The organism is Lentzea sp. NPDC036955 (assembly GCF_055608005.1).
This window is the reverse complement of sequence record NZ_JBVJRC010000010.1, coordinates 138,638-164,930: the sequence shown is the minus strand read 5'-3', so window position 1 is coordinate 164,930 and position 26,293 is coordinate 138,638. Positions and strand designations below refer to the sequence as shown.

General features: G+C 69.9%; 31 protein-coding genes. 12 read left to right on the top strand and 19 right to left on the bottom strand.

Annotated elements, in window-relative coordinates:
* Positions 1-7: 7 nt before the first annotated feature.
* The 5 genes from ACZ7CF_RS32390 to ACZ7CF_RS32370 all read right to left on the bottom strand — a co-directional run bounded on the left by ACZ7CF_RS32390 (position 8) and on the right by ACZ7CF_RS32370 (position 3,676).
* Entirely contained in the window at positions 8-403 is a 396-nt protein-coding gene (locus ACZ7CF_RS32390) for a DUF5313 family protein (RefSeq protein WP_360398075.1), read from the bottom strand.
* The gene (locus ACZ7CF_RS32385; RefSeq protein WP_470371356.1) at positions 400-849 is read right to left on the bottom strand and encodes a MarR family winged helix-turn-helix transcriptional regulator; all 450 of its coding nucleotides are present in this window, start codon (positions 847-849) and stop codon (positions 400-402) included. The genes ACZ7CF_RS32390 and ACZ7CF_RS32385 overlap by 4 nt, the downstream gene beginning before the upstream one ends.
* A gap of 74 nt (positions 850-923) precedes the next feature.
* The gene (locus ACZ7CF_RS32380; RefSeq protein WP_458434152.1) at positions 924-1,754 is read right to left on the bottom strand and encodes an alpha/beta fold hydrolase; all 831 of its coding nucleotides are present in this window, start codon (positions 1,752-1,754) and stop codon (positions 924-926) included.
* Positions 1,755-1,769: 15 nt separating this feature from the next.
* Positions 1,770-3,101, bottom strand: coding sequence for an FAD-binding oxidoreductase (locus tag ACZ7CF_RS32375; RefSeq protein ID WP_470371355.1), 1,332 nt, complete (start codon positions 3,099-3,101; stop codon positions 1,770-1,772).
* Entirely contained in the window at positions 3,098-3,676 is a 579-nt protein-coding gene (locus tag ACZ7CF_RS32370) for a TetR/AcrR family transcriptional regulator (RefSeq protein WP_360398083.1), read from the bottom strand. The genes ACZ7CF_RS32375 and ACZ7CF_RS32370 overlap by 4 nt, the downstream gene beginning before the upstream one ends.
* Before the next feature lie 94 nt (positions 3,677-3,770).
* On the opposite strand from ACZ7CF_RS32370, the gene ACZ7CF_RS32365 reads away from it, so the two are divergent.
* Positions 3,771-4,598, top strand: coding sequence for a glycosyltransferase family 2 protein (locus ACZ7CF_RS32365; RefSeq protein ID WP_360398085.1), 828 nt, complete (start codon positions 3,771-3,773; stop codon positions 4,596-4,598).
* Here the strand turns inward: ACZ7CF_RS32365 and ACZ7CF_RS32360 are convergent.
* The 3 genes from ACZ7CF_RS32360 to ACZ7CF_RS32350 form a co-directional block, all read right to left on the bottom strand.
* Positions 4,561-5,640, bottom strand: a complete 1,080-nt coding sequence (locus ACZ7CF_RS32360; RefSeq protein ID WP_470371354.1) for an aminotransferase-like domain-containing protein — start codon at positions 5,638-5,640, stop codon at positions 4,561-4,563. The two genes, ACZ7CF_RS32365 and ACZ7CF_RS32360, sit on opposite strands and share 38 nt — an antisense overlap.
* Before the next feature lie 30 nt (positions 5,641-5,670).
* Positions 5,671-6,879 (bottom strand): PI-PLC domain-containing protein, encoded by a 1,209-nt coding sequence (locus ACZ7CF_RS32355; RefSeq protein ID WP_458434150.1) that lies wholly within the window; start codon positions 6,877-6,879, stop codon positions 5,671-5,673.
* A gap of 371 nt (positions 6,880-7,250) precedes the next feature.
* Positions 7,251-7,475: a hypothetical protein gene (locus ACZ7CF_RS32350; protein WP_470371353.1), complete on the bottom strand. Its 225-nt coding sequence runs from the start codon at positions 7,473-7,475 to the stop codon at positions 7,251-7,253.
* A gap of 143 nt (positions 7,476-7,618) precedes the next feature.
* Between ACZ7CF_RS32350 and ACZ7CF_RS32345 the strand changes: the two genes are divergently transcribed.
* Positions 7,619-8,101 (top strand): hypothetical protein, encoded by a 483-nt coding sequence (locus ACZ7CF_RS32345; protein ID WP_470371352.1) that lies wholly within the window; start codon positions 7,619-7,621, stop codon positions 8,099-8,101.
* On the opposite strand, the gene ACZ7CF_RS32340 is transcribed toward ACZ7CF_RS32345, so the two are convergent.
* Positions 8,094-8,297, bottom strand: coding sequence for a cold-shock protein (locus ACZ7CF_RS32340; RefSeq protein ID WP_360398093.1), 204 nt, complete (start codon positions 8,295-8,297; stop codon positions 8,094-8,096). The two genes, ACZ7CF_RS32345 and ACZ7CF_RS32340, sit on opposite strands and share 8 nt — an antisense overlap.
* A gap of 139 nt (positions 8,298-8,436) precedes the next feature.
* Between ACZ7CF_RS32340 and ACZ7CF_RS32335 the strand changes: the two genes are divergently transcribed.
* From ACZ7CF_RS32335 to ACZ7CF_RS32290, 10 genes are all read left to right on the top strand, one after another.
* Positions 8,437-9,537, top strand: a complete 1,101-nt coding sequence (locus tag ACZ7CF_RS32335) for an acyl-CoA dehydrogenase family protein (RefSeq protein WP_458434147.1) — start codon at positions 8,437-8,439, stop codon at positions 9,535-9,537.
* Complete coding sequence (locus ACZ7CF_RS32330) at positions 9,537-10,538, top strand: s-methyl-5-thioribose-1-phosphate isomerase (RefSeq protein WP_470371351.1); 1,002 nt, start codon at positions 9,537-9,539, stop codon at positions 10,536-10,538. The genes ACZ7CF_RS32335 and ACZ7CF_RS32330 overlap by 1 nt, the downstream gene beginning before the upstream one ends.
* The gene (mtnC, locus tag ACZ7CF_RS32325; protein ID WP_470371350.1) at positions 10,535-11,191 is read left to right on the top strand and encodes an acireductone synthase; all 657 of its coding nucleotides are present in this window, start codon (positions 10,535-10,537) and stop codon (positions 11,189-11,191) included. Before ACZ7CF_RS32330 ends, mtnC begins: the two co-directional genes overlap by 4 nt.
* Entirely contained in the window at positions 11,188-11,787 is a 600-nt protein-coding gene (gene mtnB / locus ACZ7CF_RS32320; RefSeq protein WP_360398101.1) for a methylthioribulose 1-phosphate dehydratase, read from the top strand. The genes mtnC and mtnB overlap by 4 nt, the downstream gene beginning before the upstream one ends.
* Positions 11,784-12,353, top strand: coding sequence for a 1,2-dihydroxy-3-keto-5-methylthiopentene dioxygenase (locus tag ACZ7CF_RS32315; protein WP_470371349.1), 570 nt, complete (start codon positions 11,784-11,786; stop codon positions 12,351-12,353). The genes mtnB and ACZ7CF_RS32315 overlap by 4 nt, the downstream gene beginning before the upstream one ends.
* A 111-nt stretch (positions 12,354-12,464) precedes the next feature.
* Positions 12,465-13,142 (top strand): polysaccharide lyase family 7 protein, encoded by a 678-nt coding sequence (locus ACZ7CF_RS32310; protein ID WP_458434145.1) that lies wholly within the window; start codon positions 12,465-12,467, stop codon positions 13,140-13,142.
* A gap of 61 nt (positions 13,143-13,203) precedes the next feature.
* Positions 13,204-14,100, top strand: coding sequence for an NAD-dependent epimerase/dehydratase family protein (locus ACZ7CF_RS32305; protein WP_360398107.1), 897 nt, complete (start codon positions 13,204-13,206; stop codon positions 14,098-14,100).
* Between the two features lie 4 nt (positions 14,101-14,104).
* The gene (locus tag ACZ7CF_RS32300; RefSeq protein ID WP_470371348.1) at positions 14,105-15,040 is read left to right on the top strand and encodes an asparaginase; all 936 of its coding nucleotides are present in this window, start codon (positions 14,105-14,107) and stop codon (positions 15,038-15,040) included.
* 61 nt (positions 15,041-15,101) lie between these two features.
* Positions 15,102-15,953 (top strand): DUF5753 domain-containing protein, encoded by an 852-nt coding sequence (locus ACZ7CF_RS32295; protein WP_470371347.1) that lies wholly within the window; start codon positions 15,102-15,104, stop codon positions 15,951-15,953.
* Positions 15,928-16,104, top strand: coding sequence for a DUF397 domain-containing protein (locus ACZ7CF_RS32290; protein ID WP_470371346.1), 177 nt, complete (start codon positions 15,928-15,930; stop codon positions 16,102-16,104). Before ACZ7CF_RS32295 ends, ACZ7CF_RS32290 begins: the two co-directional genes overlap by 26 nt.
* On the opposite strand, the gene ACZ7CF_RS32285 is transcribed toward ACZ7CF_RS32290, so the two are convergent.
* The 10 genes from ACZ7CF_RS32285 to ACZ7CF_RS32240 form a co-directional block, all read right to left on the bottom strand.
* Positions 16,088-16,639 carry a hypothetical protein gene (locus ACZ7CF_RS32285; protein ID WP_458434140.1) on the bottom strand — a complete coding sequence of 184 codons (552 nt, stop codon included), beginning with the start codon at positions 16,637-16,639 and terminating at the stop codon, positions 16,088-16,090. The two genes, ACZ7CF_RS32290 and ACZ7CF_RS32285, sit on opposite strands and share 17 nt — an antisense overlap.
* 113 nt (positions 16,640-16,752) lie before the next feature.
* Positions 16,753-17,394, bottom strand: coding sequence for a response regulator transcription factor (locus ACZ7CF_RS32280; RefSeq protein ID WP_360398117.1), 642 nt, complete (start codon positions 17,392-17,394; stop codon positions 16,753-16,755).
* A 15-nt stretch (positions 17,395-17,409) separates the two neighbouring features.
* Complete coding sequence (locus tag ACZ7CF_RS32275) at positions 17,410-19,284, bottom strand: sensor histidine kinase (RefSeq protein WP_458434139.1); 1,875 nt, start codon at positions 19,282-19,284, stop codon at positions 17,410-17,412.
* Positions 19,263-19,553: a hypothetical protein gene (locus ACZ7CF_RS32270; protein ID WP_360398121.1), complete on the bottom strand. Its 291-nt coding sequence runs from the start codon at positions 19,551-19,553 to the stop codon at positions 19,263-19,265. Before ACZ7CF_RS32270 ends, ACZ7CF_RS32275 begins: the two co-directional genes overlap by 22 nt.
* A gap of 89 nt (positions 19,554-19,642) precedes the next feature.
* Positions 19,643-20,632 (bottom strand): zinc-dependent alcohol dehydrogenase family protein, encoded by a 990-nt coding sequence (locus ACZ7CF_RS32265; RefSeq protein ID WP_458434138.1) that lies wholly within the window; start codon positions 20,630-20,632, stop codon positions 19,643-19,645.
* Positions 20,629-21,444, bottom strand: coding sequence for a carbohydrate ABC transporter permease (locus tag ACZ7CF_RS32260; RefSeq protein WP_360398129.1), 816 nt, complete (start codon positions 21,442-21,444; stop codon positions 20,629-20,631). The genes ACZ7CF_RS32265 and ACZ7CF_RS32260 overlap by 4 nt, the downstream gene beginning before the upstream one ends.
* Complete coding sequence (locus ACZ7CF_RS32255) at positions 21,441-22,373, bottom strand: carbohydrate ABC transporter permease (RefSeq protein ID WP_360398131.1); 933 nt, start codon at positions 22,371-22,373, stop codon at positions 21,441-21,443. The genes ACZ7CF_RS32260 and ACZ7CF_RS32255 overlap by 4 nt, the downstream gene beginning before the upstream one ends.
* 13 nt (positions 22,374-22,386) lie before the next feature.
* Entirely contained in the window at positions 22,387-23,724 is a 1,338-nt protein-coding gene (locus tag ACZ7CF_RS32250) for an ABC transporter substrate-binding protein (protein WP_458434136.1), read from the bottom strand.
* Between the two features lie 119 nt (positions 23,725-23,843).
* On the bottom strand, positions 23,844-24,605 hold the full coding sequence (locus ACZ7CF_RS32245; RefSeq protein WP_360398135.1) for a DeoR/GlpR family DNA-binding transcription regulator: 762 nt from the start codon (positions 24,603-24,605) through the stop codon (positions 23,844-23,846).
* Positions 24,606-24,798: 193 nt separating this feature from the next.
* Positions 24,799-26,283 (bottom strand): glycoside hydrolase family 13 protein, encoded by a 1,485-nt coding sequence (locus tag ACZ7CF_RS32240; protein ID WP_360398137.1) that lies wholly within the window; start codon positions 26,281-26,283, stop codon positions 24,799-24,801.
* Positions 26,284-26,293: the final 10 nt, after the last annotated feature.

Sequence of the window (26,293 nt, the reverse complement as noted above, 5' to 3'; positions counted from 1 at the left end):
GGTCGCCCTACCCTTCGGATCGCCGCCACACCGCGTCGTACTTCGCTTGGCTTTCGCGGTCCTGCGCGGCGTTGCGCTCTCGACGGCCTGCGGTCGCTGTTCCTCTGGGATACCCGTACTTCGTGAGGCGGTAATCCACGCTTTCGGGTGCGTAGGACAACGCGAAGTAAAGGCCCACAACGAATCCCAGCGCACCGCACGCGATGGCGAGCGGCCACGGCGACCCGAGCCCGAACACGAGCGCCAGCGTGATGGCCGTCGTCAGCGGCGTGACCTGCACCAGGCTGCGGAGCGTGAAGCGCAGCAACCACTTCGGACCGGTCACGTCGTCGTAGACGAACGCGCGGTGCTTCTGCGGCACGCGCCCACCGGCGTAGTACCAGAGCTTCAGCGCGGGGTTCATGCCGTGGCCTTCGCGATCACCTTGCGCAGCACCTCGTTCAGCTGGGCGAGCTCCTCGAACGACATGCCGAGCTGCTCGACGACCTTGAAGGGGATCTTCAACGCCTCGTTCCTGAGCTCCTGGCCCTGCTCGGTGAGGGTCAGCGCCAGCGCGCGCTCGTCGGTCTTGTCGCGCTGCCGCTCGACGTACCCGATGGCCTCCAGTCGCTTCAGCAGCGGGCTGAGGGTGCCGGGGTCGAGCTGCAGGGCCGTGGAGAGGTCCTTCACCGTGCGCGGCGACCGCTCCCACAGGGCCAGCATCACCAGGTACTGCGGGTGGGTGAGGTTGAGGGGTTCGAGGATCGGCCGGTAGACCGCGATCACCGTGCGGCTGGCCACCGCGAGCCCGAAGCAGACCTGCCGCTCCAGCTCAAGGGGGTTCTCCGGGATACTTGGTGTACTAATCATTTGTGTACACAGTATCTCGGGGGCGTGCCTGCGGTCCAGCGGGTGTGGCGGGGGAGACGTTCCCGCTCCAGGCCCTACCTCAGCGCTTCGGTCAGCACCCCGGCCGTCACCGCGGCACCGGCGGCCGTCATCACCGTGCCCCCGTGGTCGACCTCGGGGATCAGCACCGGCTCGTGCAGCACGGGCAGCGCCGCGCGGAACCCGGCCGCGTCCTGCGCCGAGTAGGCGGGCGGGGTGTCCGGCCCGGTGCTCCACCCGGCGTGCACGAACCACGTCGGCACGGTCAGCGAGCGCCAGGGCGAGGTGCCGAGGACTGTGTCACGCGCGTCGGCGAGGACGGTGGCCCGGTCGAGCCTGCGGTGGCCGTCGGGGGACAGGTCGTGGGCGAAGTACGCGCGCTGCAGCGGGTCGGCCGGGTCGATGAGCGGGTTCGCGGCGGCGTTCGCGGCGAGGTAGCCGTCCGGTGTCCAGGTCCGGTCCAGGACGGCGAGCTGCGGGGCGAACGCGGCCTCGATCAGCTCGGGGGTCATGGCGGCGTGCGCGGGCATGGGCAGACCGCCGTCCACGAGAACGAGCGCGCGCACCCGGTCCGGATGGCGCACGGCGAGGTCGACGCCGACGTACGCGCCCATGGACATGCCGCACACCGTCACCGCGTCGAGTTCCAACGCGTCCAGCACGCGCACCATGTCGTCGGTGTGCTGCCGGAGCGACGAGCCCGTCAGTGCCACGCTGTCGGCACGGCCGCGCAGGTCGGGTGCCACCAGCGTGAAGCCGTGCGCGGCGACCCAGCTCCACAGCTTGCGGTTGCTGGTCAGGCCGTGGACGGCGAGCACGGGTGCGGTGTCGCCGTCCACCACCTCGACGGTCAGGGTCCCGCCGGTGACGGGGACGTGGTGCAGCATGTGCCGGAGCTCCTCTCAGGCCTTGCCCGGGTTGAAGATGTGCAACGGGTCGAGGGTGTGCTTGACGGCGTCCTGCACGGCGCACACGTCGGGGCCGAGCTCGCGGATCATGCCGTCGCGCTTGAGCAGGCCCACGCCGTGCTCGCCGGTGACGGTGCCGCCGAGTGCGAGCGCGGCGTCGATGATGTCGGTGAACGCGGCCTGCGCGGCGATGCGCGCGTTGTCGTCGCCGGGCGGGGTGACGAGCATCGGGTGCAGGTTGCCGTCGCCGGCGTGGGCGATGGTCGCCACCTGGACGCCGTGCCGCGCGCCGATCTCCACGATCCGCGCGAGCATCACGGGCACGGCCGACCGCGGCACGCACACGTCCTCGGTCAGCAGCGGCCCGAGGCGTTCCAGCGCCGGGTAGGCGAGGCGGCGGGCGGCGAACAGCGCCTCGGCCTCGGTCGAGTCGGTCGACCGCTCGGTCCACACGGCGCCGGCCTCGGTGAACGCGCTGGCCAGGCCGTCGGCGTCCGCGGCGGTCTCGGCGCGGGCCAGCAGCATGGCCTCGGTGTCGGGTTCGATGCCCAGGCGCTTCCAGTCCTCGACGGCCCGCAGGCACGCGCGGTCGACCAGCTCCAGCGCCGCCGGTTGCAGGCCGCGGCGGGTGCACAGCGCGACCGCGTCACCCGCGGCGACGAGTCCGGCGAACGCGCCGACGACGGTGGCCTGCGGTGCGGGCGCGGGGCGCAGCCGCAGGGTGATCTCGGTGACGACGCCGAGCGTGCCCTCCGAGCCGACCAGCAGGCTGGTCAGGTCGTACCCGGCGACGCCCTTGGTGGTGCGCCGCCCCAGCCGGACCGCCGTGCCGTACGTGACGGGCCCGCCCATCACGACCTCCAAGCCGAGGACGTAGTCGCGGGTCACGCCGTACTTCAGGCAGCACAGGCCGCCGGCGTTCGTGGCGACGTTGCCGCCGATGGTCGACCACGGCGAGCTGGCCGGGTCCGGCGGGTACCAGAGCCCCTGCGCGGCAACGGCTTTCTTGAGGTCGTCGTTCACCACGCCGGGCTGCACGACGGCGAGCAGGTTCTCCTGGTCGATCTCCAGCACCCGGTCCATCCGGCTGAGGTCGAGCACGAGGCAGCCGTCGACGGCGTTCGCCCCGCCGGACAGCCCGGTGCCCGCACCGCGCGGCACGATCGGGACGTTGTGGGCGGCGCAGTGCCGCACCGCCTCCTGGACCTCCGCCGTGGACTGCGGCCGGAACGCGGCCCAGGGCGTGCCCGCGGGCGCCCACTCGGCCTCGTCGTGGCTCAGGTTCACGAGCGAGTTCGGGTCGGTGATCAGGTTCGGCAAGGTCATGACCGCTCCAACGCGCCGTGCGCGGCCTTGTGCGCCACGCGTTCCAGTTCCGCACCCCACTCTGCCGGAGTCGTGTCCGCGTGGAACGGCACGACGCCGAACCCCGCCACCGCGAACCGCGCGAAGAGCAGCAGGTCGAAGGCCTGCGCGGGGGAGGCGAGCGGGGGTGTGAGCAGCGCGGCGATGCTCTCGGCACCCGCGTTCAGCTCCCGGGTACCGGTGGCGATGAGGTCCGGTTCCCGCAGGATCACCTCGCGGCGGCCGAGCTTGAGCGCCCACTGCTCCGGCGTGATCGTGCCGACTGCGGCGCGAACCGCGTCCACCAGTGCCGCGACGGGGTCCGGGCCCGGCCGCAGCGCGCGGACGACCCGGCTGAGGAACGCGTCGTACCAGAAGATCGCGGCCTTGCTGCCGAACGTGCGGAACAGCGTCCGCTCGGACACCCCGGCCCGGTCGGCGATCGCCTTGGTCGAGGTCGCCGCGAACCCGTGCTCCAGGCACAGCTCGATGGCCGCCTGCTGGATGGCGAGGCGGGTGCGCAGGTCCTTCGCGGCGCGGCCGGTGAGCGTCTCCACGCGGCTCAACCTAGCGCGAAATGTCAGCAACTGCCAGATTTTCTGGCAGGAACTGTCAGAGTGTGGGGTGCGGGTTCTGGGGTAGACGACCTGCATGCCCCGCACGACCGTCGTCATCGCCACGCGGAACCGCGCCGACAGCCTGCTGCGCACCCTCGCGCACCTCAGCCCGTCGCGGGTGCCGGTGATCGTGGTCGACAACGCCTCCACCGACGACACCGCCGCACGCGTGCGGGCCGAGTTCCCGCTGGTCCGGGTGTTGCAGTCGCCGGTCAACCGCGGTGCGGCCGGTCGCAACGCCGGGGTGCTGGCCGCGCGCACGCCGTACGTGGCGTTCGCGGACGACGACTCGTGGTGGGCGCCGGGGGCGTTCGAGCGGGCCGAGCGGATCTTCGACGACCACCCGGACCTCGCCGTGATCGCGGGCCGCACGCTCGTCGGTCCTGAGGAGAGACCGGACCCGATCACACCGCTGCTGCGCGACAGCCCGCTCGGTCAGGGCGTGGCGGGGCCCGCGGTGCTGGGGTTCCTGGCCTGCTCGGCGATCGTGCGGCGGCAGGCGTTCGAGGAGGTCGGCGGGTTCAGCGCGCTGCTGTTCTTCCGCGGCGAGGAGACGCTGCTGGCGTGGGACCTCGCGGCAGCGGGCTGGGCGCTCTGCTACGTCGAGGACGTGGTGGCGCACCACCACCCGTCACCGCACCGCGAGCAGGGCGGCGAGATCGTCGAACGGCGCAACGCCGTGCTGACGTCGTGGATGCGCAGGCCCGTGAGCCGGGCACTGGCGGACTCGCTGCGGGACCCGGTGGCGTTCCGCGCGGCCGTGCCCCGCCTGCGCCAGGCGCTCCGGCAGCGCAGCGCGTTGCCGGAACACCTGGAGGCGCAGATCAGGAAAGCGAGCGGACCGCCGCGGCGAGGCGCGTGATGCCCTCGTCGATCTGCTCCGGCGTGACACCCGAGAACGCGAGGCGCATCTCGTTGTCGCCGCCCTCCAGCAGGAAGTCGGAGCCCTTCACGAACTCGACGCCGTGCTCCTTGGCGACCGGGAACAGCTCCTCGATCGACACGCCCGGCAGCTCGACCCACATGAAGTAGCCGCCCTGCGGCGCCGTGAACACGGCCTCGGGCAGCTCCCGCCGCAACGCCGCGACGAGCGCGTCCCGGCGGGCGCGCAGCGCGGTGCGCACGTTGACGACCGACTCGTCGAGGCGACCGGACCGGCAGTACGAGTTCACGATCGACTGCGCCACCATGTTCGGCGAGATGTACGTGGTGGTGGCGATGTCCTGGACCGCCTTGATGACGGACTTCGGCCCCACCAGGTACCCGCAGCGGATGCCGGGCGCCATGGTCTTCGAGAACGACGACGCGTAGACGACCTTCTCGTTCTCGTCCTGCGACAGCATCGTCGGCAGCGGCTCGCCCTCGAACCGCACCTTCACGTACGGGTCGTCCTCGAACAGCACGAAGTCGTACCGGGCCGCGAGCTCCAGCAGCCGCGCCCGCTTGGCCGCGGACAGCGTGTAGCCGGCCGGGTTGTGGAAGTTCGGGATGATGTGCGCGAGCTTCGGCCGCACACCGCTCTCCAGCAGCTTCTCCAGCGCGTCGACGTCGATGCCGTCGGTCTGCAGCTCGATCGCGTGGACCTTCGCGCCGCGCTGGCGCAGGTTCAGCAGCGTGCGGTCGTAGGTCGGCGCCTCGACCACGACGTCGTCGCCCTCGCCCACGAGCAGCTCGAACAGGAACGCGTCGGCCTGCATCGACCCGTTGGTGACGAGCACCTGCTCCGGCTCGACCCCGTGCTGCTCCGCGAGCCAGGTCCGCAGCGGCACGTAGCCGACGCTCGTTCCGTACGCGAAGGTGCCGCCGGGGTCGTCCGTGAAGGCTTTCTGCGCTGCTTCGCGCAGACCTTCCTGGTCGATGATGTCGAGAGAGGGCGCTCCGCGCGTGAACAGGATCGAGGCCATGCGCGGAGCGTACAACTCCCACTATTTGGGCTACGGCGCGTATGCGTATGCGTTGAGCTGGTCGACCGCGCTCTTCGCGCCACCGAGGTGGTAGAGGTCGACCGACAGGTAGTTCGGCTTCTTCCGCGCCGCGGGCTGGCAGAACTGCTGCGCCCGGTTCAGCACCTTCTCGTTGTCCGTCGTGGCGGTGTTCGTGAACGGCACGTCCCGGAAGTGGTTCATGACGAACAGCGGCTGGAACCGGTCGGTGGCCGTGAGCGGTTTTTCAGCCCATCGGCTGTAGCAGGACCAGTCGGACGCGCCCACCCCCGGCCCCATCGACCAGTAGTTCTCGACGGTCCAGTCCCGCTGGTACAGCACACCGGTGTCCTCGCGCCCGTCCTTGTCGTGGTCGGTGAAGACGATCAACCGCTTGTTCGCGCTCTGGAGCTGGCTGCGCGTCGGCCAGCCGTTCTCCTTCACGCCCTCGGCCCGGTACAGCACGTCGTTGAGCCCGTTGACCTTGCGCAGCTCGGCGCGCAGCGTGGCGGCGTCGACGTAGTCCTCCAGGAAGACCGTGATGATCTCCTGGCGGTTGTTCCGCAGGAAGTCGACCATGCGCTGCAGGTCGACGTTGAGCGCCACGGGCCGGCTGACGAGCGTGCAGCTGTTGTGGCAGAGGATCGCGCCGTCCGGCGTCTGGTGGATGTCGAGCATGAACCCGCGCACGCCGTCGTTCAGCTGCTGCACGATGCCGCGCGTCTGGTTCTTGGCGAGGTTGACGAACGGCGGCGCGAACCCGCCGTCGACCCCGTTCGCATACGCGTTGTGGGCCGTCAGGAACGTCATCTGGTCGAGCCGCGGGTCAGCCGGCATCGGGTTCTGCCGACCGGTGACGGGCGTGAGGTACCACCGCGTCTCCCCGCCGAGGCCGAAGACCTCCCACTGGTCACCGAACTGCGTGAGCGAGTGGACCGTGTCCCCCTGTGAGCACGGCGCCATGCTGAGCTGGCGGGTGATGCACTGCCCCGGCGAGTCGGTGTTCTCGAACCTCCCGTCGGCGAGCCGCCACTGCTGGTGGTCCTCGTTGCCCTTCGGGCGGTGCAGGGCGAGTCCGGTGCCGCTCTGGGCGACGTTGAGCCCGGTGCGCACACCGGTGACGTAGAACGTGCCGCTCGGGGCCGCCACCGCCGGGGAGGCGGTGACGACGGGCACCAGGGGCAGTAGCAGCGCGGCTGCGATGGCAGGGAGGTATCGCATGGTGAACAGCGTCACTTAGATGAGCGAAACATGAAACATCTTCAGCAGTGTGAACGTTTAACACTGTGGATGTTCCGCGCGTCGGACCGCCCGTCGCACCTGGTTGCGGGGCCGGTTGAGGGCCTGGTCACGGGGCTGCGGGTTTGGTTGCGAGCAAGGCAGCCGTCGCTCAGGCGAAGGGTCAGGGCCGGTGTGGAGCGCCGCCTCCACAAGCCGCGCAGGGTTCGACTCCCTCAGTCGCCACTCGCCGCGGTGCCGCTCGCCGCACGGCGCGGGTTCCGCGCGGCACAGACCTCGCCGGGCTACGCGTCAGCCCGGCGGCCCACTTCCAGGCGCCTCCTCAGCCCGGCGACCCACCTTCCAGCGCCTTCTCACTCCAGTGCCCCTCCTGGACCTCCTCGCCCCGGCGGGGCCAGCGCCGCGCGCAGCCGCTCCTCCACGTACCGCAGCGCCTCCCGCAGCTGCCCCTCGGTCGCACCCCGGCGCGACCTCACGCCGACCCGGCGGTCCACCACCCGCGGGTGCCGCCACGTCCAGCGGGCGAGCTGGACGACCCTGGCGTTGACGGCGGAGGCGAGGTGCGTGCTGTCGATCACTGGTCCTCCTCGGACGCGAAGTCGTGGAGAACCCAGGATGACGACGAGGTCTGACATTTCCGGGAACCGCAGGTCAGAGCCCCCGGGAAACCTCAGGGACGTCCCGGATGCCCCCACCCCGCCCCCTCGCCACCATCAGAACCATGGACGACGGACTGCGGAGGCTGACCGGCATCGCCTCGATCATCTTCACCATCGGCACGGCACTGCACGCGTTCGTGGTCGTCAACCACCACACGCTCACCCTGATGATGGTGAAGGCGAACGCCGATCCCGCCACCGCCGGCCAGTTCCTGACCACGTTCCGCGTCGTCGGCTGTCTCTACATCGCCGGCAACGCCCTCGGCGTCCTCGCCCTGCGCAAGAGCCCGCCGAGGTGGCTCTTCTGGCCGGTCCTCGCGGTCAACGTCACCCAAGCCGCCGGGGTGTTCATGGTGCCGCCGGAGATGTGGGCGGCCGCGAGAGAGGAGTTCGGCCTGGTGGGCATGCTGCCGTCGCTGGTCACGGATGGCGGCGCGCTCGTCCTCGCCGTCATCCTCGTCGTCGGCCGAGGCCTGAGCATGCGAAAGGGCCCGTTCAGCGGAGCTGAACGGGCCCTTCGTCACACCAAGAGCGAAATCAGATGACGCGGACGTCCTGCGCCTGCGGTCCCTTCTGACCCTGCCCGATCTCGAACTCCACGCGCTGCTGCTCGTCCAGCGACTTGAAGCCGTTGCCGGAGATCTGCGAGTAGTGAACGAAAACGTCCGGTCCGCCGCCGTCCTGGGCGATGAATCCGAAGCCCTTTTCGCCGTTGAACCACTTAACGGTGCCCTGCGCCATGCGAAATGCTCCCTAAAGTCTGCCAACCCCGGAGACCGGGGTAGGACCCAGTGTGCCAGGTCCGCGTCCTTCTCACATCGTGGTTAGCCCGGTGGTGTGAAGAAGTAAGTTGGCACGGGTGCCACCGAGAGGAGCAGGGATGACGAACTGGCTGGACGTCGCGCGGGACGTCGCGGCGACGCTCAGGTCCGACGCGGCGGACCGGGACCGGGCCAACCAGCCGCCCACCAAGGAGGTGGAGCTGCTCCGGCAGAGCGGCCTGCTGAACGTCGGCGACTGGGCCGTGCAGCAGCGGGTCACCCGGGTCATCGGGGCCGCCGACGCCAACGCCGGGCACCTCCTCGGGTACCACTACCTGCAGGTCTGGCGTTCCGGCCTGTTCGACACGTCCTTCTCCCGCCACGACGACCAGTTCTGGGCCGGGGTCAGCAACCCGCTCGACGCCGCGCTCGAACTGACGCCCACGGGCTCCGGGTTCCTGCTCAACGGGCGCAAGACGTTCGCCACCGGCGCGAGCGTCGCCGACCGCATCGTGGTCAGCGCGACGCGCACCGACAACGGCGAGAAGCTGACCTTCCTGCTCGACGGAAAAGCGACGGGAATCACCTACCTGGACGACTGGGACAACATCGGTCAGCGGCTCACCGCGTCCGGCGGGGTCGTGTTCGAGAACGTCGAGGTCTCCGAGGTCCTGGGCGTGCAGCCGGCGAACGAGGACCCGCGGCTCAGCCTCGCCGCGATCGGGTTCCAGCTCGTGCTCGCGCAGCTCTACGTCGCCATCGCCGAGGGCGCGCTGGAGGAGGCCGCCGACTACACCCGCACGAAGACCCGCCCGTGGTTCGTCAGCGGGGTCGACGCCGCGACCGAGGACCCGTACGTCGTCGCCGCCTACGGCGAGATGGTGGCGCAGACGAAGGCGGCCGGGCTGCTCGCGGACCGGGCGGCCGAGCTGCTCTGGGAGGCCAGTGAGCTGGGCCGGGGCCTCACGCCGCAGAAGCGCGCGCAGGTGGCCGTCGAGATCTCCGCCGCCAAGGTGGTCAGCACCAAGCTCGTCAACGACGTCACCAGCCGCATCTTCGAACAGGTCGGCGCGCGCGGCACGGCGGCCAAGTACGGCGTTGACCGGTTCTGGCGCAACGCGCGCACGCTCACGTTGCACGACCCGGTCGTCTACAAGGCCCGTGAGGTCGGCGAGCACTTCCTCACCGGCGCCCGTCCCGCGCACACCGGGTACAGCTGATGGAACCCGTTCTCGCCGACTCGGTCCGGCTCACCGACGAGGGCGTGCTGGTCCTGGACCGCCGCCGGTTCCCGTTCGAACGCGAGTGGGTGCTGTGCCGGACGGCCGAGGAGGTCGCGAAGGCCGTCGAGGACATGGTCACCCAGTCCTCGGGCCCGTACTTCGCCGTCCTCTACGGCATGGTGCTCAAGGCCCGCACCCTCGAACACCTGCCGTTCGAGCAGGCCAGGCAGCAGCTCGCCGCCACCGCGCACGTGCTGGAGAACACCCGGCGCACCAACAACGCCCTGCGCAAGGCCACCGCGGTCGTCCTGGAGGCGGTCGACGAGCACCGGGACGTCAGCCGGGCGCTCGACGGCGCCCGCACCGGGGACGAGCGCTACCGCGGCAAGAGCCGCGCGCTCGGCGAGCACACCGCGGCCCTGCTGCCCGATGACGCGACCGTCCTGACCCACTGCTGGGCCGACCTCTACCTCACGGAGACGGTCAAAGCCGCCCAGCGGCGGGGCAAGCGGCTCAAGTTCTTCTGCACGGAGACCCGCCCGTACCTGCAGGGCGCCCGGCTCACCGCCGAGACGTTGATCGAGATGGGCGTCGACACCACGCTCATCACCGACGGCATGGGCGCGGCGGTGTTGCAGAGCGGTGAGGTCGACGCCTTGGTCACGGCGGCCGACCGGGTGACCATGGACGGGCACGTGGTGAACAAGGTCGGCACACTGGGCCTGGCCGTGGCCGCGCACGCGTTCGGCGTGCCGTTCCACGCCCAGGTGCAGGCGCCCGACCTGAACGCGCCGACGGCGGAGGACGTGGAGATCGAGTACCGCGATGGCGCCGAGGTGCTGCAGGTGCTCGGCCGGCCGAGTGCCACGCCGCGGGCGAAGGGGCTGTACCCGGCGTTCGACGTGACGCCGCCGCGGTTCGTCACCGACGTGGTGACCGACCGCGGTGTCTTCCGCGCCGGGGAGCTGGACGAGTACTACGAGGGAGAACAGCGGTGAGCAAGTGGGTCGTGCTCGACATCGAGGGCACGCTGAGCGCGACGGACCAGGTGCTGGTCGTCCTCTACGACTACGCGCGCCCGCGGCTCGGGCCGTGGATCGAGCAGCACGGTGACGACCCCGTGGTCGCCGACGCGGTCGCGCAGGTCAAGGAGCTGTCCGGTCACGACGACGTCGTCAAGGCGCTGCACGACTGGATGGACGCCGACCAGAAGGTCACGCCGCTCAAGACGTTGCAGGGCCTCATCTGGCAGCAGGGCTACGCGCAGGGCGACCTGGTGGCGGAGTTCTTCCCGGACGTCGTGCCCGCCATGCGCAAGTGGCACGGCGAGGGCGTGAAGCTCGCGATCTTCTCCAGCGGCTCGGTCGCGGGCCAGGTCGCGTTCTTCCGGCACACCACCGACGGCGACCTGACCCCGTTGCTGGAGGACCACTTCGACACGGTCAACGCCGGCCCGAAGCGCGAGGCCGCGTCGTACCACAAGATCGCCGAGACGTTGCGGTCCGACGACATCACCTTCTACAGCGACGTTCCCGCGGAGCTGCACGCCGCGCAGGAGGCGGGCTGGAAGACGGTCGGTGTCGCGCGCGCGGGCGAGCCGTACGCCAACGCCGACTTCGCGCCGCACCCGACGGTGTGGGAGCTGTCGTGACCGCGGAGCTCGCCCGCGAGTGCGCCCGGTTCGCCGCGATGGGCTGGATGCGCGGCACCTCGGGCAACCTCTCCGTGGTCCTGCAACGCGATCCGCTGCGGCTCGCGGTCACGGTCAGCGGCGTCGACAAGGGCGAGATCACCGCCGAGGACAGCGTCGTGATCGACGAGAACGGCGCCGCCGTGGACAGCGACAAGGTCCCGAGCGCCGAGGCGGGCCTGCACGCCCGCATCGCGAAGGTCGCCGGGGCGGGCGCGGTCGTCCACGTCCACGCGCTGGCGCCGGTCGTGGCGGCCGAGCACTGGCCGGACGGCGTGGTGCTCAAGGACCTGGAGATGCTCAAGGGCTTCGGCCGGTACGCGCACGAGGAGGTGGTCGTCCCGGTCGTGCCGAACTCGCAGGACATGGTCGAGCTGGGCGACGCCTTCGAGAAGGGCTTCGACCCGCGCACGCCCGCGCTGATCGTCGCACGGCACGGCGTCTACGTCTGGGGCGACGACCTGGTGCAGGCCCGGCACCGCCTGGAATGCCTGGAGTGGTTGCTGCGCTTCAAGGTGGAGACGCGCACGGAAACCTTCACGGGGAGGCACGCATGACGCTGCTGACGGTGTGGCCGGACTCCGGCCCCGAGGAAACCCTGCTCCGCACCAGCGACCCCGAGGAGGTCGCCACCGCGCTCAAGGAGCACGGCGTGCGGTTCTCCCGCTGGTCCGTCGTGGACGGTGTGACGGCCGAGAACGCGTTGCAGGCGTACGAGAAGGACATCGCCCGCGTCAGCGAGACGGAGGGCTACACCTACGTCGACGCGATGGAGATGACCCCCGCCGACACCGACGAGTACCGCGCGAAGGCCGTCGAGTTCCGCAACCGGTTCCTCGCCGAGCACACGCACGACGACGACGAGGACCGCTACTTCGCCCGTGGCGCCGGTGTTTTCTACCTGCACATCGGCGACAGGGTGTACGGCGTGCTGTGCACCGAGGGCGACCTGCTGAGCGTCCCGGCGAACACCACGCACTGGTTCGACATGGGCACGAAGCCGGACTACGTGTCGGTGCGGTTCTTCCACGACGACGACGGCTGGGTCGGCAACTTCACCGGCAGCGACATCGCCACGAAGTTCCCCACCTTCGACGAACTGGTCGCCGGTTCAGGAATGTGAAAAGTTCGCCCATCTGAATGTTGTCCCGGAATTCCGGAGAACTGTTGATCCCTCCGCCTTCGTGCCCCCAAAGTGGTGCAGACCACTTGTCGAAGGTCGGAGGGATTCACCGTGGAAACCCCTGCGCTCCACCCACGCCGTTCCGTGCTCGCCCTCGCCCTCACCGCACCCCTGCTCGTCGCGCCGGCCGGTCAGGCCCTCGCCCAGCCGCCGTCGGCCCAATGGGTTTCGGCGCCGTACACCTACACCGTGCAGAAGCCGCACAACCTCGCCACCAGCGCGCGCTACAAGTTCGAAGGCGGCGTCCACACCATGTGGGTCTACGACTACGACGAGCCGCACACCCCTGGCAGCCCAACTGATCCCCGCACCGAGCTGCGCTTCAACCAGGAGTACTCCAGCGGGTCGCGCGCGTGGGAGGGCGAGGTCTACATCCCGTCCGGCGTCAGCGGCCCGACGGTCGTGCAGATCCTGCGCGGCAGCCGCCCGGACGGCACCCGCGCCACCGACGTGATGCTCAACGTCGCCAACATCAACGGCGGCACCCTGCGCAAGGACAGCGACCAGGTCATCGCGACCGGCATTTACAACAAGTGGTTCCGCATTCGCGTGGAGCACACCGCTGTCGCGGGCGGGCGTGGCACCGTGAAGACCTATTACAACGGCACCCTCAAACTCACCCACCAGGACGAGGGCCCGGCCACGCGGTACTTCAAGAACGGCGTCTACCACCACGGCAGCGGCCGCGCGGAGGCCCGTTTCCGCAACATCACCTACTGGCGCCAGTGATCCTTTGCCGGAACGGCAACGGAAGTGGTGCGGGTCGGGTCGCGGCTGGCAGGTTTCACCCATGCACGTTTTCCTCACGGGCGCCGGCGGCTACATCGGCGGCGCCGTCGCCAGGCGGCTCATCGGCGCCGGCCACACCGTGCGCGGCCTGACCCGCACCCCCGGCGTCGTCGGCGAGCTGGCCGCGGCGGGCATCGACCCGGTCGTCGGCGACCTCGGCGACACCGCCCTGCTCGACCGGGAGGCCCGGCGGGCGGACGCGGTCGTCAACACCGCGAACAGCGACCACCGCGGTGCGGTGGACACCTTCGTGGAGGCGTTGCGCGGCACGGACAAGGTGCTGGTCCACACCAGCGGCACCAGCGTGGTCGGCGACGACGCGCAGGGCGGGCCGTCCGGCACCGTCGTCGACGACGCCGTGCCGTTCACCCCGGGGGACCACCCGGTCCGGCGTGCCCGCTACGACCTCGACCGCGCCGTGGTCGACGCGGACCTGCGCTCGGTCGTTCTGTGCAACTCGCTGGTCTACGGCACCGGCACCGGCCCCCGCCCGCAGACCGTCCTGGTCCCGCCGCTGGTCGAGCAGGCCAGGAGCAGCGGTGTGGTCCGCGTGGTCGGCCGCGGCCTCAACCGCTGGTCCACCGTGCACCTCGACGACATGGCCGACCTCTACCTCCTGGCCCTCACCGAGCCCGCGGCCACCGGGTTGTACTTCGTGGCGGGCGGTGAGGACGTCTCGTTCGCCGACATCGGCCAGGCCATCGCCCGCCGCCTCGGCCTCGGCCCGGTGCGGCCGTGGGGCCTGGAGGAAGCCGGTGCCGCGTGGGGCGAGGGGTTCGCCCGCTACGCGCTCGGCGCCAACAGCCGGGTCCGCGCCACCCGCGCCCGCGCCCTCGGCTGGCGCCCCTCGCGTCCGTCCCTCACGGACTGGCTCGAACACGAGATGCCCTTATCGTGAGCGCATGGGCTCACAGGTGGCGGTGGCATCGCTCGGCGGCACGATCACGATGACGGGCTCCGGCGCGGTGTCACCGACCCTGGGCGCGCGGGACCTCGTCGGCGGCCTGGAGGTCGGCGAGATCGCCACCCTCGCCACCACCCCCGGCGCCTCGCTGACGTTCGACGTGCTCTTGGAGACCTTCGACTGGGCCGACCGGCAGGTCGCCGAGGGCGCGAGTGGTGTGGTGATCGTCCAGGGCACCGACACCCTCGAAGAGACCGCCTACTTCTTCGACTGCCTGTGGCCGCACGACCACCCGCTCGTCGTCACCGGCGCCATGCGCCACCCCGGCCTGCCCGGCGCGGACGGCCCGGCGAACCTCGCGGCGGCCGTCGCCGTGGCCCGGGCCGAGAACTCCCGCGGTCGCGGCGCACTCCTCGTGCTGGGCGACGAGGTCCACGCCGCCCGCTGGGTCCGCAAGACGCACAGCAGCCTGCCCAGCGCCTTCAGCTCCTTCCCCGGCCCGCTCGGTCTCGTCGTGGAGGGCGCCCCGCACTACTTCCACCCCGCCCACCGGCTGCCCGCCCTGCCACGGCCCCGCACCGTGCCACCGGTCCCGCTCGTCGAGGCCACGATCGACGACGACGGCACCCTGCTCGACTGGTTGAACGTCGGGGGAGTGGTCATCGCCGCCACAGGCGTCGGGCACGTGTCGGCGGGCATGGCCGCGGCGATCTCACGGGCGCGGTTCCCGGTCGTCGTCGCCACGCGGACGGGCGCGGGCACCACGTTCCAGAACACCTACGGCTTCACCGGCTCCGAGTCCGACCTCATCCAGCGCGGCGCGGTGATGGCCGGCTGGCTATGTCCCCGTAAGGCACGCGTGCTGCTGCGGCTCGCCCTCGGCGCGATGGTGCCTATCAACGACGTATTCGCAGCTCGCGGCGGGGTTTTCTAGCTCTGTTTTCACCCGAACGAGCCAGTTACTTGGTTTCATTCCACGCCATAGCGTCCCCGGAATGACCGCGATCACCTCCACGCCGTACAGCCGGGACCTCGGCGACGAGCTCCGCCGGATAAGGGAGTCCTGCACGCCGTTCCACGGCCGCGCGATGGCACTGCACCTCGGCTGGGACCCGAGCAAGGTGTCCGACATCGAGTTGGGCAAAGCCCGCGCGAGCGACATCGACCTCGTTCAGTACCTGGCGACCTGCGGGAAGAACCTGGAGTTCGTCGAGTCCTTCCGCCGCCGGTACCACCACGCGTTCGACCTGTACTTCGCGCAGGACAACAGCAACCTGCGCACACTCGTCATGACCGAGTCGATCGCCACGACGATCATCAGCTACGACGTGCTGACCGTGCCCGGTCTTCTGCAGACCGAGGAGTACGCGCATGCCTTGCTCATCGCGTCGGAGATCGAACTGCCGGAGGACGTTGCGCGGTTCGTGCGGATGCGCATCGAACGTCAGGCCATCATGCGGAAGCTCAGTCGGCCGGACTGCCGGTTCTACGTGCACGAGTTCGCGTTGCGGATGGTGCTGGGCAACGCTCAGCTGATGGAGGAGCAGTACCTTCGCCTGCTCTTCAACACGCATCAGCTCCGGGTCGTGCCCGCCCAGGCCAAAGGCCCGGTGTTCCGCTCGCCGAGCGTGCTGTACGAGTTCCCGAAGGCGGCGCCGGTGGTGTTCACGGAGACCGACACGGTCCAGGTGTTCGCGCAGGACAAGGCAGCTGTGGCGCGGGCCAGGCGGCACTTTCAGCGGCTGGATGCCATCGCGTTGGATGAGGAACAATCGCGGAGCAAGCTGATGGAGTACGTCAGCGGACTGCGAGAGGACCTCCATGATCCCGGATCGGGCTTGGCGTAAGAGCAGCTACAGCAGCGGAAACGGCAACGGCAACTGTGTGGAGGTGTCACTGGCCCAGGACGCGCTCGTGCGGGACACCAAGAACGTGAGCGGTGACGTGCTCACGTTCTCGACTCCCGCGTGGCGCGCGCTCGTCAGCTGGATCGGCTGACGGCGACCGAGGTGTTCGCGGTCTCGACCGTCACGCGGACGGTCTGAGGGGCGAGCGACTGCAGGTACTGGGCGTGGTCGCGGCCGATGGTGTCGCCGAGCGCGATGAACGCGAGGCGCGGCAGGTCGAACGCCGTGGTGGCGCAGAAGTCCTCCAGCCGGTCGAAGCCGCGCCGGATGCCGGTGGCGTCGAGGCCGAAGACGGCGTGCCGGTCGAGCTTGGCGGCGCCCACGTCGAGCAGGTGCAACGCGTGCAGGGCGTGGGTGAACGCCATCGCGCACACCTCGATGCGGGCGCACGACGCCAGGAGCGTGCGCACCATCGACGGGTGCAGCGACTTGCCGGACGTGCGCAGGACGACGTCGATGCCGGCTCGGCGGAACTTCTCGACGATCTCGAACAGGCCGGGCACGCCGAGGGGTTCGCCCCCTCCGAGTGTGACCGTGTCGGGGCGCATGGAGATGAGCGCCTTGGCGATGTGCAGCATGCGGTCGTGGCTGAGCCGCGCGTGTGCGACGTCCCAGGTGATGTCCATGGGCAGGGCTCCCTGAAGGCTCGGCGGATGCGCCGATCGAAGCCGGGGAGGTGTCCCGCTGTCAGGTGACCGGTGTCCCGAACCGGCCGGGACGGCGGTTGACCGGCGCGTGGTCAAGAGCTGCCTAGGCCTGCTTCCCGTGCCGCCACGATGGCCTGCGCGCGGTCCGCGACCTGGAGTTTCGTGAAGATGGCGGAGACCCGGTTGCGGACGGTCTTCTGCGAGAGGCTGAGCCGGTGCGCGATGGAGGCGTTGTCCTTGCCGGAGGCCATCAGCTCCAGCACGTCGCGTTCGCGGTCGGTCAGCTGCGGGAACGCCACCGCCTTGGACGACGAGATCGCCGTGAAGTAGCCCATCATGCGCTGGGCGATGGTCGCGCTGAAGATCGCCTCACCGGCTCCTATGGCCTGCACCGCGCGCACGATCTCGTCGTCGTCCGTGGTCTTGACGAGGTATCCGCGTGCGCCGGCCCGCATCGCGGCGAAGACGAGTTCGTCGTCCTCGTGCATCGTCAGCACGAGCACGCCGACCTCCGGCAGGGCCGCCAGCATCTGCTTCGCGGCCTCGACACCGCCCAGCCGCGGCATGTGCAGGTCGAGCACGACGACGTCCGGGCGGGTGGCGAGCACGACCTCCACGGCCTCGACGCCGTCGGCCGCCGTGCCGACCACCGCGATGCCGTCCTCGCCGTCCAGCAACGCCTTCATGCCGCGCCGGAACACCGGGTGGTCGTCGGCGATCACGACCCGCGCCATCGAGAACCTCCCGCATCAGCGGACTTCCAGCGGAAGCCGCGCGACCACCCGAGTGCCGTGTGGTTGTGCGGGTCCCACTGTGCACGATCCGCCCAGTTCGGCGCAGCGTTCTCGCATGGAGTCCAGCCCGACGCCGGGCGTCGCGTCCGGTGCCACGCCGCGGCCGTCGTCGGTGATCTCCACGACCAGGTCGCCGTCGTGCCGGACCGTGATGACGCAGTGCCGTGCGCCCGAGTGCCGTGCGGTGTTCGTCAACGCCTCCGCGACGATCCGGTAGGCGGCGACCTCGACCGCGGCGGACAGGCCCTCGACCTCCTCGGCCTCGACGCGCACCGCCAGCTCGCCGTGGAACCGCGCGGCCTCGTCCCGCACCGCCAGCGCCAAGCCCTGGTCGAGGATCGGTGGCCGCAACCCGTCCACCAGCCTGCGCACCTCGCCCGCCGTGGAGTCGACGTCACCGAGCACCGGGTCCAGCGCCTCACCCATCGACCGCCGCAATGCCTTGAGCTGCAACCGGATGCCCACCAACGCCGGTCCCACGCCGTCGTGCAGGTCGCGCCGCAGCCGCAGCCGTTCTTCTTCGCGCGCACGCACGAGCCGTTCGCGAGCGAGTTGCAGATCGGCCGTCAGCTTCATCGACTGGGCGGCCGGTGCGGTGGACCGCGCCAGGTCGACCAGGAGGCTGAGCTCCTTGTCGCTCAACCGCTCGTCCGGCGCACGCGGCTCGACCACCAGGTCACCGACCGCGGCACCGCGGTAGGTCATGGGGAACCGCAGCTGCGGCCACCCGCGGCTGCGCCCGTGCTCGGCCAGCACCGACCCGCCGCGGATCGCGACGTACGGCAGCTTCAACGACTCGGCGACCGTCTGCGCGACGGTCGGCAGCACGTCCTGGGACCGTTCGAGCTTCTCGCTCAACGTCGACAGCGCGGCATAGGGATCAGACCGCTCGCCATAAAGCCACCGGTCGAGCTTCTTCTGCACCCAGCTGCGGAACGGCGCGAACACCAGCCCCGCCGCCACGACCCCGATGACCTCGGCGTCACTGCTGAACAACTGACCGGCCGCGAGCATCACACCCAGGTAGATGAGCAGCAACGCCACCGTGAGCGTGCCGTAGAGCAACGACCGGTGGATGAGCAGGCTGATGTCGTACAGCCCGTACCGCACGATCGCGATCACCGCGGCCGCCGGGAACGCCAGCACCCCGATGACCCACGCGAAGTGCCCGTCCGTGGTCTCCAGCGCCGTCGCGACGACCGCCAGCGCCAGCAACGCGAACGCCCACACGAGCAGCCGGCGTTCGTCCCCCTCGGCCCGCCGCCAGCGCAGGAACAACGCCGCCACCGCCGCGACCACCGACACCCCGGCCGCGAGCACGGCGACCACCGTGATGCCCTTGGCCAGCCCGCCACCCGCGTGCTCCCAGAAACCCGCCGGGTCACCCCACGACCCCCAGGCGAGCCCGACCGTGCCGAGGACGGCGCTCACCAGGCTCGCGCCGATGGCGAACCACCACCGGTGCCCCAACGGCCTGCCGTTCGGGAAGACCAGCGCCACAGCGGGCAGCAGCGCGTAGGTCGGCCACCAGACCCACGCCTCCACCCACCGCGCCGGGTGCTCGACCGGCTGGCCCGCCACGGCGACCGTGATCCCCCCGAACAGGCCCATGACGAGCAGCAACCAGCCGACGGCCGACCGTTCCACGTGACCGATCACCCGCACCCCGAGCAGGGTGCAGGCGAAGGCCACGAGCCAGTTGCGGGGATGCGAGACCGCGCCGGTGAGCGCCGTGTGCACCACGGCGTAAAGCACACAGGCGGCCACCAGCGCGCCGACGACCCTGGCGAGGGCGACCTCGCCGCGGGTCAGGCGCTGAGCCAGTGCCACAGGTTGTGGAACGGAGAACCGGAGTCCATCGTGCTGAGCCCGGACCCGCCCGGCCAGCCCTGGAACGTGAGCAGTCGGTGCCGCAGCTGCTCCACGGTCATCGGCTTGCCCGGCCGGTGGGCGTGGTCGAAATCGACGTCACCAGGCTGCGGGCTCATCGCCCGCGCCTGGAGCTCCGCGTACCAGGACAGGAGCTCTTCGTCTGACATGGTCGAGAAGTAGGGCGGCAGCTGTACTTCCTGCCCGGCTTTCTGCTCGGACTTCGACATGCCCAGTAGGAGCCGGCGCCGTTGCGCTAGATACACGGGTGGCCCCGATCGTTGCGACGATCGGGGCCACGCGGGGTTGCGCTGGTGACTCAGGGTAGGACCTGGATCTTGCGGCCCTTCCCGGCCTTGAACTGGTCGAGCGCGCCGGCGTAGTCGGCCAGCGGCAGCCGGTCGCTGATGAACACCTCCGGGTCGAGCACCCCGGTCGCGAACAGGTCGGCCGCCCGTTCGAAGGAGTGCAGCACCGCCATCGAGCCGGTGATCGTGATCTCCTGGTTGTAGATCTTGTACGGCTCGATCGTGACCCGCGCCGAGTAGTCCGAGACGCCGAACTGGAGGAACGTGCCGCCCTTCGCGACCCGGCCCAGCCCGTCCTGGATGGCCTTCTCGTTGCCGGTCGCGTCGATGACGAGGTCCCAGCCCTGCGGCCGGTCCAGCTCGTCCGGCGACGCCGCCGTGGCCGTGACGCCCAGCTGCTGCGCCGTCTTGAGCCGTTCGGCGTTGAGGTCGACGACCTCGATGGACGACGCGCCGGTGAGCTTGCCGAGCTGGAGCATCATCAGGCCCATCGTGCCCGAGCCGTAGATCAGCACCCGGGACGCCATCTGCGAGCGCAGCACGTCGTAGCCGCGCACCGCGCACGACAGCGGCTCGATCAGCGCCGCGTCCTCGGTCCGCACGTGGTCGGGCAGCTTCACGCAGTTCGCCACCGGCGCCACCGCGTACTCCGCCGCGCCACCGGCCGTCGTGACGCCGATGGCCGCCCAGCGCTCGCACAGGTTGTTCTTGCCGTTGCGGCACATCCGGCACTCGTGGCAGTACAGCGACGGGTCGACGGCCACGCGGTCGCCGACCTTCACCTCGTTGACCTGCGCACCGATTTCCACGACCGTGCCCGCGAACTCGTGGCCCGGCACGACCGGCAGGGTGGGTGCGAACTCGCCCTGCAGGATGTGCAGGTCAGTGCCGCACAGGCCGCACGCCGCCACGTCCACGACCACTTCGCGCGGACCGCACCTGGGATCGTCCACAGTGGTCACCTCGACGGACCCGACGCCCGTGATCACTGCTGCTTTCACTTGACCGCTCCCAACGAAAGGCCCTGGACCAGCTTGTCCTGGGCGGCGAACCCGGCGATGAGCACCGGCAGAGACACCACGACCGCGGCCGCGCACACCTTCGCGAGGAACAGGCCCTGCGAGGTGACGAACCCGGTGAGGTAGACGGGCGCGGTACCGGCGACGACACCGGTCAGCACCCGCGCGAACAGCAGTTCGTTCCAGCTGAAGATGAAGCAGATCAACGCCGTCGCCGCGATGCCCGGCATCGCGATCGGCGCCACGACCCTGCGCAGGATCGTCAGCAGGCCGGCACCGTCGATCGACGCGGCCTCCAGGATCTCCTTCGGCACCTCGGACAGGAACGACCGCATCAGCCACACCGCGATCGGCAGGTTCATCGAGGTGTAGAGCAGCGTGAGGAACGAGATGTTGTCGAGCATCCCGGAGAACTGCGCGAACAGGTAGATCGGCAGCAGCGCCGCGACGACCGGCATCATCTTGGTGGACAGGAAGAAGAACAGGACGTCCGTCCACTTCTCCACCGGCCTGATCGACAACGCGTACGCGGCCGGGATCGCCAGCAGCAGCACGATGATCGTCGAGCCGATGGACGCGCTGAACGAGTTCAGCAACGGCGGCCACGCGCCGGCGTCGAAGAACTCGCCGTACCCGTCCAGCGTCAGCGGCGCCAGCAGCGACGGCGGGTTGGTCGCGGCGTCCGACTCGCTGTGCAGCGAGGTCAGGAACATCCACGCCACCGGCGCGAAGAACACCAGGCCGCAGAACCAGGCGAGCGCGCCCCAAGCGCGGCCGATCCACTTGGCGGTCATCGCTTCTCCTCCTTGAACAGCGAGGACACCGTGCGCAGCGCGAACGTCGCGATGATGATCGACCCCGCCACCACGATCACGCCGGCCGCGGAGGCCTCGCCGTACTCGTGGGCCTGGTAGAAGGTCTGGTAGATCATGTACGGCAGGTTCGCCGTGCCCAGACCACCGGACGTGATGGTGAAGACGGCGTCGAAGTTCTGCACGACGTAGATCGAGCCGAGCAGACCGCCGAGCTCCAGGTACTGCCGCAGGTGCGGGAACGTCAGGTACCGGAAGATCTGGAACGACGACGCGCCGTCGATCGTCGCGGCCTCGACCGGTTCGACCGGCTTCGACTGCAGGCCCGCCAGCAGGATCAGCATCATGAACGGCGTCCACTGCCACACCAGCGACAGCACGACCGCCGTCATCGGCATGCTGGAGATCCAGTCCGGCTGGGCGTCGAAACCCAGCCAGTTCAGGATGCCGTTGAACAGGCCGTACTCCGGGTTGTAGAGCACGTGCTTCCAGATCAGCGCCGCCGCCACCGGCACCACGAGGAACGGTGCGATCAGCAGCGTGCGCACCAGCCCGCGGCCGGCGAACTTCTTGTCCAGCAACAGGGCCAGCCCCAGCCCGAGGACGAGGCTGATGAGCACGACCGACGCCGTCAGCACGATGGTGTTGACGACCGACGAGCGCAGGTCGGGGTCGGTGAAGACGTTGACGTAGTTGTCGAACCCGGCGAACCCGCGGTTGGCGGGGTCGAGCGAGTTCCACTTCATGAACGAGATGACCAGCGTGGCGACGAACGGCAGCTGCGTCACGATGATCAGGAAGATCAGCGCGGGCAGCAGCGGTGCCCGCGTGACCCACCGGTTGGTCTTCTTGCGGGGGACGGGCGGCGGCCGGTCGTCGGTGTCCGGCCGCGCCTGCGTCATGACTGCCATGTCAACGGCCCCTTCACTGGCCCTTGTACTTCGCGGCGACCTTCTCAGCGAGCCCCTGACCGTTGTTCAGCGCCTCGTCGACGCTCACCGCACCCGCGATCGCGGAGCTGATCTGCTGCGACACCTGCGTGCCCAGGTCGGTGAACTCGGGGATGCCGACGAACTGGATGCCGGGCGCCGGACGCTCCTGCACACCGGGGTTGAGCGGCTTCGCGCTCTTGATCGCGGCCTCGGCCATCGCGGAGAACGAGCCGGACGACTGCTTGTACTCGGCGCGCTGGTAGGTCGACGCGCGCTTGCCGTCGGGCAGCTTCGACCAGCCGAGGTTCTTGCCGACCAGCTCCTCGTAGCCCTTGCCGGACGCCCACGAGACGAACTTCCAGGCCGCGTCCTGCTTCTTCGAGGCCTTCTGGATGCCGAACGCCCAGGTGTAGAGCCAGCCGGAGCTGTCGGTCTTCACGACCGGCGCCTGGGTGAAGCCGAGCTTGCCCTTGACCGGCGAGTCGGCGGCCTCCAGCAGGCCGGCGGCGACCGTGGCGTCGTACCACATCGCGACCTTGCCCTGCGTCATGTTGTTCAGGCACTCGGCGAACCCGGCCTGCGGGGCGCCCGCCTCACCGTGGTTGCGCACCAGGTCCACGTAGAACTTGGTGGCCTCCTTGAACTCCGGCGCGTTGACCTGCGCCTGCCAGTCCTTGGTGAACCACGTGCCGCCGAAGGTGTTCACGACCGTCGTGAGCGGCGCCATGACCTGGCCCCAGCCCGGCTGGCCGCGCAGGCAGATGCCGCGCACCTCGGGCGTCGCGACCTTCTGCGCGGCCTCGGCGACCTGCTGCCAGGTCGGCTTCTCCGGCAGCGTGACGCCCTTGGCCTCGAAGATGTCCTTGCGGTACATGAGGAACGACGACTCGCCGTAGAACGGCTGCGCGTACACCTTGCCGTCCGCCGCGGTCAGCGACTGCTTGATCGGCTCCAGGATGTCGGCCTGGTCGAAGGCGCTGTCCTTGGCCACGAAGTCGTCCATCGGCGCCAGCCAGCCGTTCTTGGCGAACATCGGCGTCTCGTAGTTGGAGATCGTGGCGACGTCGTACTGACCGGCCTGGCTGGAGAAGTCCTGGCTGATCTTGTCGCGGACGTCGTTCTCGGGCAGCACGGTGAAGTTCACCTTGATGCCGGTGTCCTTGGTGAAGTTGTCCGCGGTGAGCTTCTGCAGGTCCTGCATCTGCGGGTTGTTCACCATCAGGACGTTCACGGAGTCGGCACCGCCGCCTCCGCCACCGCCGGCGCCCGCGCAGGCGGAAGCGAGGAGCAGCACAGCGGTCGCGGCGCCGAGCGTGCGGATCGACGACATCGTCGGTTCCTTTCGGGGGATTTCGGGCACGGCGAAGACACCAGGCGTACCCGTCAGGGGGCTTGTCCTGGCGTCTGCGAGTACTACCGACTGCCAGTCGGCGGTACTCGCAGACGCCCTCAGGCTCTGATCACTTTGGGGCCGAGCAAGGAGTAGCGGTGGGCCTCGTGGGCGGACAGGCCCGAGTCCGTGACGATCGCCTCCAGGTCGCCGATCTCGGCGAACCGGTTGAAGCTCGACACGCCGAACTTCGTGTGCACCCCGACGAAGATCTTCCGCCGGGACACGCTGAGCGCCTTGGCCTTCACCGCGCCGACCACCGGGTCGGGCGTGGTCAGACCGTGCTCGCGGGAGATCCCGTTCGCACCGATGTAAGCCAGGTCGATCACCATCTCGCCGAGCATCCGCAGCACCCAGTGGTCCACGGTGGCCAGCGTGTGGCCGCGGACCCGGCCGCCCAGCAGCAGGACGACGCACGACGGGTGCTCCGACATCGCCGCCGCGGTCGGCAGCGACGCGGTGATGACCGTGAGCGGGTTGGTGGTCGGCAACGCTTCCGCGACGAGCTGCGGCGTGAAACCCTCGTCGATGAAGACCGTCTCGGCGTCGTCGAGCCGTTCGGCCGCGGCCTTCGCGATGCGCCGCTTCTCCGGCACGTGCGACCCGGCCCGGAACCGCAGACCGGTCTCGAAGCCGGCGCTCTCGACCGGAACCGCGCCACCGTGCGTGCGCCGCACCAGCCCGTGCTCGTCGAGCAACCGCAGGTCACGCCGGACGGTCTCCGGTGCGACCTGGAGCTCCTGGGCCATCTCCACCACGTCGACGCGCCCGTCGGCGCGAGCCCTGGCCAGGATGCGGCGCTTGCGGTCCTCGGCTCGCATGTCACCTGCCCGTTCGGATCTGCTGATGCCCGTTCGGGCTGTGCATAGATGAAACACCCCTGAAACGTTGTGGTCGGTACCACAACAGAGTGACATCTTGCCCGGTTTCAGCCCGTTTCACATGGCAAAAGCCGCGCCCACCTGGGACGCGGCTTTCGGGCATGCCCGTTTCGGGTGTCCGAATGGCCCGTTTCTAGCCCAACCAGGCAGCCGCGTCGACCGGCAGCCTGCCGTCGTCGTCGAGCGGCACGCTGGTCACCACCGGTGTCCCGGGCAGCGCGACCGGGTGGCCGGACAGGTTGACGACACAGGTGTGGTCGCCGCGCCGGAACGCCAGCACGTCCTCGCCCAGGTCGAGCCACTCCAGGTCGCCCTCGACGGCCTTGCGCAGGGCGAAGACCCGCCGGTACAGCTCCAGCATGGACCCCGGTTCGCCGGTCTGCGCGCTGACCGAGAACTCCTGCCAGTTCTCCGGCTGCGGCAACCAGCTCGGACCGTCGTCAGCGGACCAGGGCAGCGGCACCCGGCACCCGTCGCGCCCGCGGTCGGTGAACCCCGACCGGTGCCACACCGGGTCCTCCCTCAGCTCGTCCGGCAGGTCCTCGACCTCCCACAACCCCAGTTCCTCGCCCTGGTAGACGTACACCCCACCGGGCAGCGCCGCCGTGAGCATGATCGCCGCGCGGGCCCGTTTCGTGCCCAGTTCGAAGTCCGTGGGCGCCCCGTGCTGCCGGTCCGCGAACGAGAACCCGGTCTTCTCCCGCCCGTACCGCGTGACGTGCCGCGTGACGTCGTGGTTGGACAGCACCCAGGTCGGCGGCGCGCCCACGGGTTCGTGCGCCGCGAGCGTGCTGTCGACGACCTTGCGCAGCTCGGCCGCGTTCCACGGGCAGCACAGGAAGTCGAAGTTGAACGCGCTGTGCATCTCGTCGTTGCGCAGGTACCGCGCGAACCGCTCCGGGTCCGGCAGCCACATCTCCCCGACGAGGATCCGGTCGCCGTCGTACTCGTCGACGACCTTGCGCCAGTGCCGGTAGATCTCGTGCACGCCGTCCTGGTCGGAGTAGGGCAGGTCCGCGTCCGGTTTCGAGAAGTCCTTGACCAGCCCGTCGGCCACGTCGATGCGGAACCCGTCGACACCCCGGTCGAGCCAGAAGCGCAGGATGTCCTCGAACTCGGCGTGGACCACCGGGTTCTCCCAGTTGAAGTCCGGCTGCTCGGCGGCGTAGAGGTGCAGGTACCACCGCCCGTCGTCGAGCTTGCTCCACGCGGGCCCGCCGAACCGCGACTTCCAGTCGTTCGGCAGCTCCTCGCCGTCGCGGATGTGGAAGCGGTCCCACAACCCGTCCCTGAACCACGGGTGCTGGTCGCTGCAGTGGTTCGGCACCAGGTCGATGATGATCCGGATGCCGAGGTCGTGCGCGTCGGCGATGAGCTCCTCGGCATCGGCCAGCGTGCCGAACACCGGCTCGATGTCGCGGTAGTCGGCCACGTCGTACCCGCCGTCGGCCAGCGGGCTGGGGTACCAGGGGTTGAGCCAGATCGCGTCGAACCCGAGTCCGGCGATGTGCTGGAGACGCTGCCTGAGGCCGGCGAGGTCGCCGACGCCGTCACCGTTGCCGTCGGCGAAGCTGCGGAGGTAGACCTGGTAGATGGATGCGTTGCGCCACCAGCTCATGCGCGGTGTC

Excerpts from the sequence above, each read along its gene's own strand:
- ACZ7CF_RS32285 (WP_458434140.1), bottom strand. The coding sequence starts at position 16,639 with ATGGACATCACCTGGGACGTCGCACACGCGCGGCTCAGCCACGACCGC.
- ACZ7CF_RS32270 (WP_360398121.1), bottom strand. The coding sequence starts at position 19,553 with ATGTCGAAGTCCGAGCAGAAAGCCGGGCAGGAAGTACAGCTGCCGCCC.
- ACZ7CF_RS32385 (WP_470371356.1), bottom strand. The coding sequence starts at position 849 with ATGATTAGTACACCAAGTATCCCGGAGAACCCCCTTGAGCTGGAGCGG.
- ACZ7CF_RS32290 (WP_470371346.1), top strand. The coding sequence starts at position 15,928 with ATGATCCCGGATCGGGCTTGGCGTAAGAGCAGCTACAGCAGCGGAAAC.
- ACZ7CF_RS32250 (WP_458434136.1), bottom strand. The coding sequence starts at position 23,724 with ATGTCGTCGATCCGCACGCTCGGCGCCGCGACCGCTGTGCTGCTCCTC.
- ACZ7CF_RS32365 (WP_360398085.1), top strand. The coding sequence starts at position 3,771 with ATGCCCCGCACGACCGTCGTCATCGCCACGCGGAACCGCGCCGACAGC.
- ACZ7CF_RS32390 (WP_360398075.1), bottom strand. The coding sequence starts at position 403 with ATGAACCCCGCGCTGAAGCTCTGGTACTACGCCGGTGGGCGCGTGCCG.
- ACZ7CF_RS32305 (WP_360398107.1), top strand. The coding sequence starts at position 13,204 with ATGCACGTTTTCCTCACGGGCGCCGGCGGCTACATCGGCGGCGCCGTC.
- ACZ7CF_RS32280 (WP_360398117.1), bottom strand. The coding sequence starts at position 17,394 with ATGGCGCGGGTCGTGATCGCCGACGACCACCCGGTGTTCCGGCGCGGC.
- ACZ7CF_RS32295 (WP_470371347.1), top strand. The coding sequence starts at position 15,102 with ATGACCGCGATCACCTCCACGCCGTACAGCCGGGACCTCGGCGACGAG.
- ACZ7CF_RS32335 (WP_458434147.1), top strand. The coding sequence starts at position 8,437 with ATGACGAACTGGCTGGACGTCGCGCGGGACGTCGCGGCGACGCTCAGG.
- ACZ7CF_RS32380 (WP_458434152.1), bottom strand. The coding sequence starts at position 1,754 with ATGCTGCACCACGTCCCCGTCACCGGCGGGACCCTGACCGTCGAGGTG.
- ACZ7CF_RS32330 (WP_470371351.1), top strand. The coding sequence starts at position 9,537 with ATGGAACCCGTTCTCGCCGACTCGGTCCGGCTCACCGACGAGGGCGTG.
- ACZ7CF_RS32375 (WP_470371355.1), bottom strand. The coding sequence starts at position 3,101 with ATGACCTTGCCGAACCTGATCACCGACCCGAACTCGCTCGTGAACCTG.
- ACZ7CF_RS32255 (WP_360398131.1), bottom strand. The coding sequence starts at position 22,373 with ATGGCAGTCATGACGCAGGCGCGGCCGGACACCGACGACCGGCCGCCG.
- ACZ7CF_RS32245 (WP_360398135.1), bottom strand. The coding sequence starts at position 24,605 with ATGCGAGCCGAGGACCGCAAGCGCCGCATCCTGGCCAGGGCTCGCGCC.
- ACZ7CF_RS32355 (WP_458434150.1), bottom strand. The coding sequence starts at position 6,879 with ATGCGATACCTCCCTGCCATCGCAGCCGCGCTGCTACTGCCCCTGGTG.
- ACZ7CF_RS32360 (WP_470371354.1), bottom strand. The coding sequence starts at position 5,640 with ATGGCCTCGATCCTGTTCACGCGCGGAGCGCCCTCTCTCGACATCATC.
- ACZ7CF_RS32315 (WP_470371349.1), top strand. The coding sequence starts at position 11,784 with ATGACGCTGCTGACGGTGTGGCCGGACTCCGGCCCCGAGGAAACCCTG.
- ACZ7CF_RS32260 (WP_360398129.1), bottom strand. The coding sequence starts at position 21,444 with ATGACCGCCAAGTGGATCGGCCGCGCTTGGGGCGCGCTCGCCTGGTTC.
- ACZ7CF_RS32240 (WP_360398137.1), bottom strand. The coding sequence starts at position 26,283 with ATGAGCTGGTGGCGCAACGCATCCATCTACCAGGTCTACCTCCGCAGC.
- ACZ7CF_RS32340 (WP_360398093.1), bottom strand. The coding sequence starts at position 8,297 with ATGGCGCAGGGCACCGTTAAGTGGTTCAACGGCGAAAAGGGCTTCGGA.
- ACZ7CF_RS32345 (WP_470371352.1), top strand. The coding sequence starts at position 7,619 with ATGGACGACGGACTGCGGAGGCTGACCGGCATCGCCTCGATCATCTTC.
- ACZ7CF_RS32300 (WP_470371348.1), top strand. The coding sequence starts at position 14,105 with ATGGGCTCACAGGTGGCGGTGGCATCGCTCGGCGGCACGATCACGATG.